Source organism: Kribbella sp. NPDC003505, assembly GCF_040610875.1.
Lineage (GTDB): Bacteria > Actinomycetota > Actinomycetes > Propionibacteriales > Kribbellaceae > Kribbella.
Genome location: NZ_JBEXNA010000002.1, coordinates 448,942 through 460,594 on the forward strand (window position 1 = coordinate 448,942; position 11,653 = coordinate 460,594).

Annotated in this window: 10 protein-coding genes; 4 read left to right on the top strand and 6 right to left on the bottom strand. The window is 70.8% G+C overall.

Features of this window, described 5'->3' with window-relative positions; all coding sequences use genetic code 11:
* Positions 1–2: 2 nt before the first annotated feature.
* Together ABZX12_RS06555 and ABZX12_RS06560 are read right to left on the bottom strand one after the other, a co-directional pair.
* Positions 3–497, bottom strand: a complete 495-nt coding sequence (locus ABZX12_RS06555) for an HAD family acid phosphatase (RefSeq protein ID WP_355690439.1) — start codon at positions 495–497, stop codon at positions 3–5.
* Positions 490–1,041 carry a GNAT family N-acetyltransferase gene (locus ABZX12_RS06560; RefSeq protein ID WP_355690440.1) on the bottom strand — a complete coding sequence of 184 codons (552 nt, stop codon included), beginning with the start codon at positions 1,039–1,041 and terminating at the stop codon, positions 490–492. The genes ABZX12_RS06555 and ABZX12_RS06560 overlap by 8 nt, the downstream gene beginning before the upstream one ends.
* A 173-nt stretch (positions 1,042–1,214) precedes the next feature.
* Here ABZX12_RS06560 and ABZX12_RS06565 point away from each other — a divergent pair, with 173 nt between their 5' ends.
* The 3 genes from ABZX12_RS06565 to ABZX12_RS06575 are packed head-to-tail and all read left to right on the top strand — an operon-like array spanning position 1,215 to position 8,059.
* The gene (locus ABZX12_RS06565; protein WP_355690442.1) at positions 1,215–2,342 is read left to right on the top strand and encodes a metallophosphoesterase; all 1,128 of its coding nucleotides are present in this window, start codon (positions 1,215–1,217) and stop codon (positions 2,340–2,342) included.
* Positions 2,339–5,080 (top strand): AAA family ATPase, encoded by a 2,742-nt coding sequence (locus ABZX12_RS06570; RefSeq protein WP_355690443.1) that lies wholly within the window; start codon positions 2,339–2,341, stop codon positions 5,078–5,080. The genes ABZX12_RS06565 and ABZX12_RS06570 overlap by 4 nt, the downstream gene beginning before the upstream one ends.
* A gap of 36 nt (positions 5,081–5,116) precedes the next feature.
* Positions 5,117–8,059 (top strand): AAA family ATPase, encoded by a 2,943-nt coding sequence (locus ABZX12_RS06575; RefSeq protein ID WP_355690445.1) that lies wholly within the window; start codon positions 5,117–5,119, stop codon positions 8,057–8,059.
* A gap of 28 nt (positions 8,060–8,087) precedes the next feature.
* Here the strand turns inward: ABZX12_RS06575 and ABZX12_RS06580 are convergent, their stop codons facing one another.
* The 3 genes from ABZX12_RS06580 to ABZX12_RS06590 form a co-directional block, all read right to left on the bottom strand.
* On the bottom strand, positions 8,088–8,339 hold the full coding sequence (locus ABZX12_RS06580) for a hypothetical protein (protein WP_355690446.1): 252 nt from the start codon (positions 8,337–8,339) through the stop codon (positions 8,088–8,090).
* An 84-nt stretch (positions 8,340–8,423) separates the two neighbouring features.
* Positions 8,424–9,251: a formate dehydrogenase accessory sulfurtransferase FdhD gene (fdhD, locus tag ABZX12_RS06585; RefSeq protein WP_355690448.1), complete on the bottom strand. Its 828-nt coding sequence runs from the start codon at positions 9,249–9,251 to the stop codon at positions 8,424–8,426.
* The gene (locus tag ABZX12_RS06590) at positions 9,248–10,273 is read right to left on the bottom strand and encodes a phosphotransferase (protein ID WP_355690450.1); all 1,026 of its coding nucleotides are present in this window, start codon (positions 10,271–10,273) and stop codon (positions 9,248–9,250) included. Before ABZX12_RS06590 ends, fdhD begins: the two co-directional genes overlap by 4 nt.
* Positions 10,274–10,329: 56 nt before the next feature.
* On the opposite strand from ABZX12_RS06590, the gene ABZX12_RS06595 reads away from it, so the two are divergent.
* Entirely contained in the window at positions 10,330–10,947 is a 618-nt protein-coding gene (locus tag ABZX12_RS06595) for a trimeric intracellular cation channel family protein (RefSeq protein ID WP_355690452.1), read from the top strand.
* Here the strand turns inward: ABZX12_RS06595 and ABZX12_RS06600 are convergent.
* A complete protein-coding gene (locus ABZX12_RS06600; protein ID WP_355690454.1) occupies positions 10,930–11,631 on the bottom strand; it encodes a MerR family transcriptional regulator in 702 nt (233 codons plus the stop codon). The genes ABZX12_RS06595 and ABZX12_RS06600 overlap by 18 nt on opposite strands.
* Between the last annotated feature and the right edge of the window lie 22 nt (positions 11,632–11,653).

The following is an 11,653-nucleotide window of genomic DNA, read 5'->3' on the forward strand; positions in this document are numbered from 1 at the left end:
GGTCAGGTCCGGCCTTCGGATTCCTGGGCTTCGAAGAGGGTCGGCTGGGTCTCGGGATCGAGGCCCCAGTCGGCCCTCATCACGGTGTAACCGGCTTTCTGGGCGGCGGCGACGACCTTGGCGTCGTCGTCGACCAGGACGGCCACCGGGCGGTGTTCGGCGAGGCGTTTCAAGCGGCCGAGCTTCATCAGCATCGACGGGCGGCGGTCGGTGTTGCCGCGCATGTAGAGCTTGCCGTCGGGGAAGCCGTTGTCCTTCAGCCACTTCTCGGTGTCTCGCCGCAGCCGCTCCGGCCGGCCGGTCAGGTAGACGATCTCGTGGTCCGTGGCGAGTGTCGTGGCGACCGCCAGGCCCTCGTCGAGGACGGCGTCCTCCTTGGCGTGCGCGAAGAACGAGTCCCAGTCCTTCGGCTTCCGCTCGAGGAAGTGGATCCGTCGGCTGGTGTCGGACAGCGTCGCGTCGATGTCCAGTACGGCGTACGGCCGGTCGTCACCCATGCCGCACAGCTTCCCAGGTCGCGCGGTCGGTCGCGTACAGGACCTCCCCGAACTCGGTTCCGGGCAGCGGATCGTCGAAGTGCTCGTGGTAGATCTTCTCGAACCGCAGCCCGGACCGCCGCATCACGTCCCGCGACCGGTGGTTGACCGCCATCGTGTCCGCGACCACCCGCTGCACGCCCAGCCCTTTGAACGCGTGCGCGATCAACGCCCGCGTCCCCTCGGTCGCGTACCCCTTGCCCCACGCGGTCCGCAGCAGCCGGTACCCGACGTCCACGGTCCCCGGATCCGCGGTCGGCTGCAGCCCGAACCACCCGACGAACCCGTCCCGCGTCTCGGCCTTGAACGTGCCCAGCCCCGGATGCTCGTCGTACACCTTCAGGATCGTCGGCAGGACCACGTCCTCGATCTCGGAGCGCGGCGTCGGCTGACCGGTCAGGTACCGCATCACCTCAGGATCCGAGTCGAGCTCGACCAGCAGCGCGACGTCGTCCGCCGTGAACCGCCGCAGCACGAGCCGCTCAGTCGTCAGGTACGCATCCACTGTCCGACCCTCTCATCCGTCCTTGAGCACGCACCAACCGTTTCCGGCGCACGAAAATGGTTGATCCGTGCTCGAAGTCGGTTCGGCGGAGCGTCCGGAGTGTGGGCGGTGTAGCGGTTTGTGTGTGTTGGGTTGCGCGGTTGTCGGTGCCGCGGGTTAGCGTTCTCAACGCTATGGGCGAGTCGATCACGTTTCTGCACAGCTCGGACTGGCAGCTGGGGATGATGCGCCGGTTCCTGGGGCCGGACGGCCAGGCCCGGTGGGGTCAGGCGCGGCTGGACGCTGTCGCGCGGATCGGCGAGGTGGCGACGGACACGGGCGCGGCGTTCGTGGTCGTCACCGGGGACGTCTTCGAGCACAACCAGGTCGAGCGGCAGACGATCCTGCGGGCCTGCGAGGCGCTCAAGCGGATCCCGGTCCCGGTGGTGCTGCTGCCGGGCAACCACGACGCGCTGGAGCCGGGGTCGCTGTGGACGTCGAGCCAGTGGCTCGCGCACGCGCCGGAGCACGTGACGGTGCTGACCGAAACGACGCCTTTTCAGATCATGCCGGGGGTCGAGATCGTCGGCGCGCCATGGCGTTCCCGCCGCCCGCTGTCGGATCCGGCCGCGCCTGGGTACGCCGACCTCCCGCCGGCTGCCGAGACCACGCGGATCCTGCTCGCGCACGGCCAGTTGACCAGCCTGTCCGGCGGCATGTCCGACGTACCGCCGATCGACCAGGCCGCCCTCGAGGCCGCGGTCGCGGACGGCCGGCTGCAGTACGTCGGCCTCGGCGACCGGCACTCGACGACCCGGGTCACCGACCGGATCTGGTTCTCCGGGACGCAGGAGGTGACGTCGCCGGAGGAGGACGACCCGGGCAACGTCTTGAAGGTGACGCTCGCCGACGGCGCGATCGATGTGGAGCCGGTGCGGGTCGGCGCCTGGCACATGGTCGACCACCGGATCGAGCTGTTCGACGAGGAGTCGATCACGGCGCTCGAGGACTGGTTCGCCGAGCTGCCGGACAAGGAGCGGACGTACGTGCGGCTAGCCGGTGACGGCTCGCTGTCGCTTCCGTTGCTGGCCCGGCTGGACACGATCATCGACGCCCAGGGCGAGGTCTTCGCGAGTGTCGAGCGCTGGGTGAAGTTCTGGACCGTGCGCCCGGCGCCGGACGCGGCGGACCTGGAGTCGCTGCAACTCAGCGGCCCGGCCCGGGCCGCGATGGAGGAGCTGCGCCAGGCTCTGGCCGGTGGGGACGAGAGCGCCGGCGCCGCGCTGTCCCTGATGCACCGATTGGCGCGGGACGCGGGATGAGACTGCACAGCCTGGCGCTACGGGACTTCCGTGGCGTCAAGGACCGTATGGTCCGGTTCCGTGCGCTCGGCACCACCGTCGTGGTGGGCGACAACGAGGTCGGCAAGTCCAGCCTGGTGGAGGCGTTCGGGCTGATCTTCGACCTGCCCGACGACTCGAAGTCGACCCGGATCCGCGACATCCAGCCGGTCGGCCAGGACGTCGGACCGCAGGTGACCGCCGAGCTGAGCCTCGGCGGCCGGGAGCTGACGTACTCGAAGCGCTGGCTGAAGAACCGCTCGACCGAGCTGACGATCGTCGAGCCCGACGGCCGCCGGCAGTCGTGGACGGGGCGCGAGGCGCACAACGAGGCCGAGCGGCTGTTCCGCGAGCACGTCGACCCGGTGCTCTGGCAGACCTTGATGGTCAGTCAGGGGCAGTCGTTGGTGCTGCCAACACCGGCCGATGCCGAGCCGTTGATCACCGCGGTGACGGCGGAGTCCGGGACGCCGGTGGACGGTGCGTCGATGCCGCTGGTGACGGCCGTCGAGCACGAGTACCTGCGGTACTGGACGCCCCGCGGCAAGCCGACCGGCGACTTCGCCCGGTCGGCGAAGGCCGTCGCCGCGGCCGAGCTGTCCTGCAAACAGGCGTTCCAGGCGATGGAGGAGGTCCAGTCCGACATCCGCCGCGCCGAGCGGCTGAACCTGGACCTCGACGACGTGACGGGCCGCCTGACCGAACATCTCACCGTCCTCGAGGCACTGCGCGACCGCAAACAGGCGACCGACGAGATCCTGCTCCGGCGCGATTCGGTGCGGTCGCGGGCGGAGACCGCGCGTGCCCGGCTGGAGAACCACACCCGCACCCGGCTGGAGCGGGAGCGGCTGCTCGACGAGGTCGAGCGCTTCACGAAGTTCGAGGCCGAGCTGGCCGGGCGACGAGCGGACGCGGAGCTGGTCGCGAAGACCGCGGCCGAGACCGTTCAGGCGGCGGAGGCCGCGCTCGCGGAGGTCGTGGAACTCAAGGACCTGCGGCGTACCGACGTCCAGACGGCCGAGCGGCGCGTCTCGGACCTGATGGACCGCGCCGAGCTGGACCGGCTGGTCGGGCAGCAGACCGAGCTCGTCGACGTCCGCGCGCGGATCGCGGCCGCGGGCACGATCCTGGACCGGATCAAGGTCGACGACGCGATCGTGGCAGCGCTGGAGGACGCCCGCGCGGCGGTGGTCGAGGCGCGCGCGGCGCTCGCGGCCGGCGTACCGGAGGTGACGGTACGCCGACTCGGCGCGGAGCCCGTGGAGCTGTCGGGGACGGGGCTGGAAGGCAACGCGCCGCCCGAGCTGGGCTTCGACGAGTCGACCGAGGTGCTGGTCTCCGGCGAGCTCGTGGTCGGCGTACCGGGCCAAGTCGAGGTGATCGTCCGGGCCGGCGGCGAGGCGGCGACACTGCGCGCCCGGGTCGACGACGCCGTACGGCGGGAGAAGGACCTGCTGAAGAAGGCCGGCGTCAAGGACGTCGCCGCGGCGCGGGAGCTGCTGCGTAAGGCCGACACCGCGAGCGCGGAGCTGAACGAGGCACGCCGGACGGAGAAGTCGCTGACCGCCGGCGGTGACCCGGGGGAGCGGATCGCGGTGCTGACCGCACGCCTCGGGCCGGACGAGCCGGACGAGCCGGCCGAGAAGCCGGTCGAGGGTGTACCGGGCCAGATGTCGCTGTTCGAGGAGTTCGCCTCGCCGCACGACACGCTGTTCGACGACTTCGACGGACCCGGGCCTGCGGCTGACGACCTGACCGGCGCGCAGCGGGCGCTCGACGCTGCCAGGGACGGGCTGGCCGAAGCGGAGCGGCTGCTGAAGGACGCCGAGTTCGCCGTGGAGCAGGCGCGCAAGGCCGCGGACGAGGACCGGTCCGAGGCGCAGAACGCGCGCGCCCGGTCCGAGCTGGCGGGGGAACGGCTCGCCGCCGCGGTCGAGGCGCTGGAGTCGGCGCGGTCGGTGCTCGACGACGAGGCCGTGACGGTGGCCGAGACGGAGGCGACGGCCGAGGTCGAGGCGGTGCTCGAGGAGCTGACCGCCGTCCAGGCCCAGGCCGACGAAGCCGGGGCCGACCGGGTCGCCGACGAGTTGGCGCACGCACTGGCCGTCGCGAAACGGCTGCAGGACGAGCGCGACCGGCTGCGCGACGCGCTCCGTACGACGGAAGGCCGGCTCGAGCAGTCCGGCCGGGACGGACTCGCGACGCGGCGCGACCTGGCCGAGCTGGAGCTGGCCGCCGTACGGACGGAGCACGACAGCCTGCTGCGGCGCGCGGAAGCGGCGCAGCGTGTCCACGAGACGTTGAGCCGGCATCGGGCCGAGGCGCAGACGAAGTACTCCGAGCCGCTGCAGAGCCGGATCGAGTCGCTCGGGCGCAGCGTGTACGGCCCGTCGTTCCGGGTCTGGCTGGACGACGACCTCGCGGTCGCCGAGCGCGAACTCGACGGCGTCCGGTTGCCGGTCGAGGCGTTGTCGACGGGCGCTCAGGAGCAGCTGGCGATCATCACCCGGCTGGCGATCAGCCACCTGGTCAGCACCGGCGAGGGCAGCGTGCCGGTGATCTTCGACGACGCCCTCGGCTGGTCCGACAAGGCCCGCCTCCGCGACATGGGCGCCCTCCTCGGCCGCGCCGGCGACCACGGCCAGATCATCGTCCTGACCTGCATGCCGGACCGCTACGAATACGTCCCGAAGGCCACGTTCATCACACTCGACGGGTGATTGGCGACCACCTGCGGCGGGTGGAGACTGTTGGTCGTGAGGGGGCAGGCACAGCCTGGTCATCGGTTCGTCGGGCGGGGCGCCGAGCGGGAACGGATCAGGCAGATCCTGGCCGGCGGCGCAGCGGGGCGGCCGGCCGCGGCGATCGTGCGCGGTGAGGCAGGGGTCGGCAAGACCCGCCTGGTGCGGGAACTGTGCACAGATCCGGAGCTCCTGGTGCTCTGGGGTTCTTGCGTCCGTTTCGGCGGAGCATCCGTTCCGTACGCGCCGGTCGTCGGCATCCTGCAGGACTGGCTCCAGGCGGCCGACCCGGCCGAGCAAGCTCAGGTACTCGCCGGCGCCGATGAGTTGGGCAGTCTGTTGCCCGGCGTGCGCGCTGCACACGACGTGCCGGCCGGGCGCCTCGTTCCTGTCGTCGACCTCGTCCTGAACCGCATCGCGGATCGGCATCGCACCGTCGTGGTCGTCGACGATCTGCAGTGGGCAGATCTCGCGTCGCTGGACGTTCTGGCCTATCTCATCACCGGATTCCGCCGCCGGCGCCTGACGGTGCTCGGCACGTGCCGCGACGAGGACCTCGGCGTGGGCCATCCACTGCACGGCTGGCTCGCCGACATGCGGCGGATGCCGTCGTTCGAGGAGATCCAGCTCGAACGCTTCGAGCTCGCCGAGACCGGTGCCCAGGTGGGGGACCTGCTCGGCGTCCTGCCGGACGTCGACCTCGTTGCCCAGGTCCAGGCCCGATCGGACGGGAATCCGTACCTCACAGAGTTGCTGGTTCAGGACCTGTCCGGGGTCGCGTTGCCGGACGCGGTTCCCCAAGGACTGAGGGAGGCACTTCTCGCCGCATGGCACCGCTTGTCGAAGCAGGCTCGCCAGATGGTCCAGGTCCTCGCTGTCGGCGGTCGCCCGACCGCTCTCGACGTACTGGCCGCGGTTGCCTCCCGTCAGGGAGTCGACGTCACCGGGTTACCCGCGTGGGTGATCGAGGCCCAGGAGCGCGGCGTTCTGGCGATGGGCACGGCTGATCCGTGCTGGTTCCGGCATCCGCTGCTGGCCGAGGTTCTCTACGACGGGCTGCCACCAGGCCAGGCGCCGGATATCCACGCCGGTTACCTTGACGTACTGGAAGCTCGGGCGGGGGCATCGGTGGCCCCCGACCTGGCGGTACACAGCCTCCGGGCAGGACGGATCGACGAGGCCTACAAGTGGTCGCGGATTGCCGCCGAACAGGCTGCGAACCTCCGCGCGCCGGCCGAGGAAGTCATCCAGCTGGAGCGAATGTGCAACCTGTGGGAGCAAGTCTCACCAGCCCTTCGCGGCAGTCCGGCCGACCGTATAGCGCTGTACCTCCGGACCAGCGCTGTGTGTTCGCGGGTGGGCCGCAACGACCAGGCGATCGAACTCGCCGGCGATGCGCTCGGCATGATCGACAGCACGAAGGAGCCGCTGGTGGCGTCCGGAATCCTTGTCGACCGAGGGATGATGCACTGGCACCGGACCGAGCCGATCGAGGCGGTGCTGGTGGACCTCGGGCAGGCGCTTGAGCTGTCGGCGCGCCTCCCCGAGAGTGCCGCACACGCGCGGGCGCTCGCAGCCGTCGCCTGGGCCGAGAACTGGCAGAGTCTCCCCATAGCGGTCGCCCATGCGAACGAGGCCGTTCGGGTGGCGCGGGCCGCCGGCTCTGACCGGGTGCTGGCCGCCGCGCTGGGATATCGATGCAGCGTGCTCGCCGGCAGTGCACCCGAACAGGCATTGTTGGACGGGCAGGAGGCGGAGCAACTGGCCCGTGCCGGCGGCGCGATGCTGGAGTGGCTGATGGCGTTCGTCTGGCAGGTGCACGCGTTGCGCACTCTTGGACGACGTACGGAGGCAACTGATCTGGCGCTCCGCGGCTACTCCGAACTGGCGGTACCTGGGCGCGACATGCTCGGGTACTTCCTCGCCTGCCTCGGGGCCGACGGATTGTTGGAGGCGGGACGGTGGGAGGAGTGCCAGGCCATATTGCGGGCCGCGCTGGCCGCGCGCTGTCCGAGCATTCCCGGCGCCGCGGTCAGGCTGACCGCGGCATCGTTGGCCGTGCGTCGTGGCCGGACAGCTGAGGGCCGGCTTCATTTCGATCGGGCTCGGGAGCTGGTCGCCGAGAACTTCGTCGGGATCCGCGAGACACTGGCCGCGGGCGGAGCCGAAGTGCTGGTCGCCGAGGGCAAGCCGCAGGAGGCGGTCGACTGGCTGCGAGCCAGATTGACGCGGCCCGGCGCCGCTCCGACTCCGGAGGACGACGACCTGCTGGTGCTGTACGCCAACGCGGCTGCTGAGCTCGCACAGGCGGCGCGCGACGCAGGTGACACCGCGAGTGCCACGCGGGCCATTGCCGGTCTCGAGGAGATCCTCGATTCCTGGCCGTGGGAGCCGTTCACCCGGGAGCAGACGGACGCGTCGGTGCAATCGATGCGGAGTGCGTTGTTTCACGCCGAGGTCGCGCGGTGTCGTGACGACCCGGACCAGGCGAGCCGTTGGCAGCGCGCAGCCCAGGCCTGCGACGCAGTGGGTGCGCCATGGCATCGAGCGGTGGCGCAATGGCGCTACGCGGAGGCGGCGATCGCGGCAGGTTGGCCGCCGGTCGGTGTTGCCGAGCCGCTCCGGCAAGCTCGACGTGGCGCCGACGAGTTGGGCGCCGAGCCACTGCTGCGCAGCGTCGAATCGCTCGCCCGGCGGGTCCGGATCAGCCTGCGTGAACCGGAGCCGCTCGTCGTACCCGATCGGGAGGAGTCGGTCCTGTCGGCTCTCACCCCGCGGGAGCGGGAGATCCTGGCCTTCCTGGTCACCGGCCGATCGAACGGCGAGATCGCGAAGGATCTGGTGATCAGCGACAAGACGGTGAGTGTCCACGTTTCCAGCATTCTGCGGAAGACGGGTACGACGACGCGCTTCGAGGCCGCGGCGCTCGCGGAGCGGCTGACGGGTCCGGGCGGCTGATTTCGCCGTGACTACTCGGGGTGTCTGCTCAATGGGCAGCGAGTGGACGGCGACGGCGGTAGAACCAGGTGGCCGTAGTGGCCAGGCCGGCGCCCGCCAGTACTCCAGCGGTGGTCTGTGCGACCTCGTTGGCGGTGTCGTCCACCGGGACCTCGACACGCGGCTGGCTCTGTTGAGCATCGGGCTCGCGCGGGGGAACTGCCGAGGCCTGGGCCGCTCCGGCCACGGCCGTGCCGCAGACGAAGAGCGGTATCGCGATGACGGTGTAGTGCAGGTTCATGATTGTCTCCCTTCCACCTCCACGCTCTGGCGGTGGCAGGGATCTCACATCAGGCATGCCCCCTTAGATCTGCGGGAGATCTCCTTAGCGGGTGATGCGCTCCGGGGCGGAGTAGACGACGCAGCGGTCGCCGCGGGTGAAGCCGGCCAGGGTGATGTTGAACTGGCGGGCCAGGTCTACGGCGAGGCTTGACGGGGCGCCGACGGCGACGACCATGCCGAGGCCGGCGGCGACGGCCTTCTGGACGATCTCGTAGCCGGCGCGGCCGCTGACGGTGAGGACCAGGCCCTTGCGGCTGTGCTGGTTGAGGACGGTCCAGCCGACGACCTTGTCGACCGCGTTGTGCCGGCCGATGTCCTCCTTCACCACGACCTTGCGGCCGTCCGCGGTGAACAGGCCCGCGGCGTGCAGCCCTCCGGTGCGGCTGAACATCGGCTGCGCTTCGCGGAGCAGATCGGGCAGCCGGCGTACGACGTCGACCGGGACCTCGACCGGGTCCACAGGGTCGTAGGGACGCTCGGCGAGTTCGTCGAGGCTCTGCTGGCCGCACACACCGCAGGCCGCCGACGTCACGCCGTACCGCTGGGGCGGCTCCCGGTCCGGGGGGCCGTCGAAGGTGACCGTGACGGTGTTGAACTGCTGCTCGCGGGTCAGCGTGACATCGGTGCAGTAGGCAACGGTCCGGATCGCGTCCGGGCGGACCGCGAAGCCCTCGCCGAGACAGAACCCGGCGGCGAGCTCGAAGTCGGCGCCGGGGGTGCGCATCGTCACGACCAGCGGCTCCGGCGGCCGGCCCGGCCACTCCAGGCGCAGTTCCAGCGGCTCCTCGGTGCTGACGACGTCCTCGCGCCGCGACGTGCGGTCACCGTCGAGCACCTCGACCTTGAACCTGCTGGTGGGAGCCTTCGTCATACCTCCACGGTAGGCCAGCCGCGCCGTACGGCGAGCCAGTCCAGGAATGTCCACGCGTAGAGACGCTGGTGGTCGCGCAGAGCCGGGGTGCAGCCGGGTGGGGGTGGGGCGTCGGTCTGCTTCATCATGTACGCCGCGATCACGGCGACCAGGCAGTCGAGATGATCCTTCGGAACGTCGGCGGTGAGCGGGCTGCGGGTGACGGCGGTGAACGTGTCGATGCCCTGGTGCTGGGCGACCGGCAGCAGACCGACCCAGTCCACCCAGCTCGGGCCGAGCGTCAGCCAGTTCCAGTCGACCGTCCAGCAGGTGCCAGCGTCGTCGATCAGCAGATTGTCCGGGCGCAGGTCGGAGTGCGCGGCCGAGTCGCCGGCGAGCGCCTCCGGTGCGAGAGTTACCAGCTCCGCGAGCTCAGGCAGCACACGCGGCAGCCAGCTCTGCAGTCCGATCGGCATCTCCCGCTCACCCGCCAGAATTTGCGCCGGGACACCCACGTCGTCCCCGACCAGCTCCGCGAACATGCTCAGCCCGCTGAGTGGGCTCGGCCGCAAGACCTCGGCCATCTGCTCACAAGCAGCAGCAACCCGCCCGAAGTCCTCGACGGTCCAAGGCGTCCCCGGCATGCGCCCCTCAACCCACTCCGACACCACCGCGAACCAGCGCGGCCCGCCGCCGGAGGAGTCTCCAGCCGGGCCCGAGGCCGAGGCGGGTGTGTGGGCTGTCGTGACGATCGCCGGCGCCCTCACGGACGGCGGAAGCTGTGGGACGACCTCGGCCTCGCGCTGGTAGGCCTCGTAGGCGTGCATTCCCTCCGGGGCCGCTTTGATGAAGACGTGGCGGCCGTCCGCCAGCGCGGCGCGGGCGGCGAAGCCGCCGGTGAATCCCGAGGAGACCGGCTTGGCCACGGACGTGATCTCCGTGCCGAGGGCAACCGCGAGAGCCGCCTGCAAGGCGGGCGGCAGCGAGTCCCAGCCCGGGCGCAGCGAGGTGGCGGAGTAGTCGACGTCGGGGGCGCGGCTCATGTCCACAAACCTTAGAAGCGCGGGAGCGGCGGCGCGCGTGGTTTAGCGTGCGGGCTGTGAGTGGATCCGTGGTGCTGCAGGTGCTCGACCTGATCGGGATCTTCGTGTTCGGGATCACCGGCGCGCTGGTCGGCGTACGCAAGAAGCTGGACGTGTTCGGGATCGAGGTGCTGGCACTGGTCACCGGGCTCGGCGGCGGCTTCATCCGGGACGTGCTGATCGGCCAGGCGCCGCCGGCCGCGCTCCGCGACTGGCGCTACCTGGTGGTCCCGATCGTGGCCGGTCTGCTCACGTTCTTCCTGCACCCCGGTATCGGCCGGGTCGAGCGCCTCGTGAACATCTTCGACGCGGCCGGGCTCGCGCTGTTCTGCGTGACCGGGGCGTTGAAGGCGACCGAGGTCGGCCTGTCACCGATCTCCGCGGCACTCCTCGGTACGTTGTCGGCGATCGGCGGCGGAGTCCTCCGGGACGTGCTCAGCGGCCGGGTCCCGGTCGTGCTGCGCTCCGAGATCTACGCCACCCCGGCGTTGCTGGGGTCCGCCATCGTGGTCGTCGCCGCCACTCTGGAGTATCACGCCCTCTGGGTCCCGATCGCCGCCGCCGTCACCTGCTTCGCGATCCGGCTGATCGCGATCCGCCGCGGCTGGAACGCCCCGCTACCCCGCAATCCGTGACGGCGGCTCCCAGCCGTTGACCACGGCAACCAGCTCCAGGTAGCGCTCCCAGCGCGGATCGACGGTACGGCGGAGCGCGATCAGCTTGCTGCGCAGCTCGGGCCGCAGCGGGACGTCTGCTCCCAACGCCAGGTAGCCGGTCGCGAGCCGGCGCACCGACGTACGGAAGCCCTCGTCGGTCACCAAGCCGGTGAGCTCCCGCCAGGCCGCGAGCTGGGCGGGATCGGCGTCCTCGGGCAGCACCGGGGTGAGGTTCTGGTGGATCGCGCGGTCGACGCCCTGGAGCGTCGAGGCGAGGAAGTCCGCGATCTGTGCGCGGCGGTCGTCTTCGGACTGTTCGGTCATCAGGTGGAGGTCCTCCGGTTCGGGATGCTGGGCGAGGACCGTGAGCAGGGCGTGCTGCCGGCGCAGCGTCCGGATCTGGATCGCGAGGGCGTCCGCATGGGTGGCGGCGACCTCGGCGAGTGAGCGCTCGTCGCGCAGCACGGCACCGATCGTCGCCAGATCCAGGTCCAGGGCCCGCAACGTCCGGATCAGCCGTAGCCGGGCGACGGCAGCATCGTCGTACCGCCGGTGGCCGGCCGCAGTCCGCCGGGACGTCAGCAACCCGAGGTCGGAGTAGTGCCGCACGGCCTTCACCGACACCCCGGCGAGCCGCGCCGCAGCCCCGATCGAGTGGTCCATGCCCACTACCCAAACACCTCCC

Bases quoted from the DNA above. Each gene is read 5' to 3' on its own strand.
- ABZX12_RS06555 (WP_355690439.1), bottom strand. From the start codon at position 497: ATGGGTGACGACCGGCCGTACGCCGTACTGGACATCGACGCGACGCTG.
- ABZX12_RS06565 (WP_355690442.1), top strand. From the start codon at position 1,215: ATGGGCGAGTCGATCACGTTTCTGCACAGCTCGGACTGGCAGCTGGGG.
- ABZX12_RS06570 (WP_355690443.1), top strand. From the start codon at position 2,339: ATGAGACTGCACAGCCTGGCGCTACGGGACTTCCGTGGCGTCAAGGAC.
- ABZX12_RS06580 (WP_355690446.1), bottom strand. From the start codon at position 8,339: ATGAACCTGCACTACACCGTCATCGCGATACCGCTCTTCGTCTGCGGC.
- fdhD (WP_355690448.1), bottom strand. From the start codon at position 9,251: ATGACGAAGGCTCCCACCAGCAGGTTCAAGGTCGAGGTGCTCGACGGT.
- ABZX12_RS06590 (WP_355690450.1), bottom strand. From the start codon at position 10,273: ATGAGCCGCGCCCCCGACGTCGACTACTCCGCCACCTCGCTGCGCCCG.
- ABZX12_RS06600 (WP_355690454.1), bottom strand. From the start codon at position 11,631: ATGGACCACTCGATCGGGGCTGCGGCGCGGCTCGCCGGGGTGTCGGTG.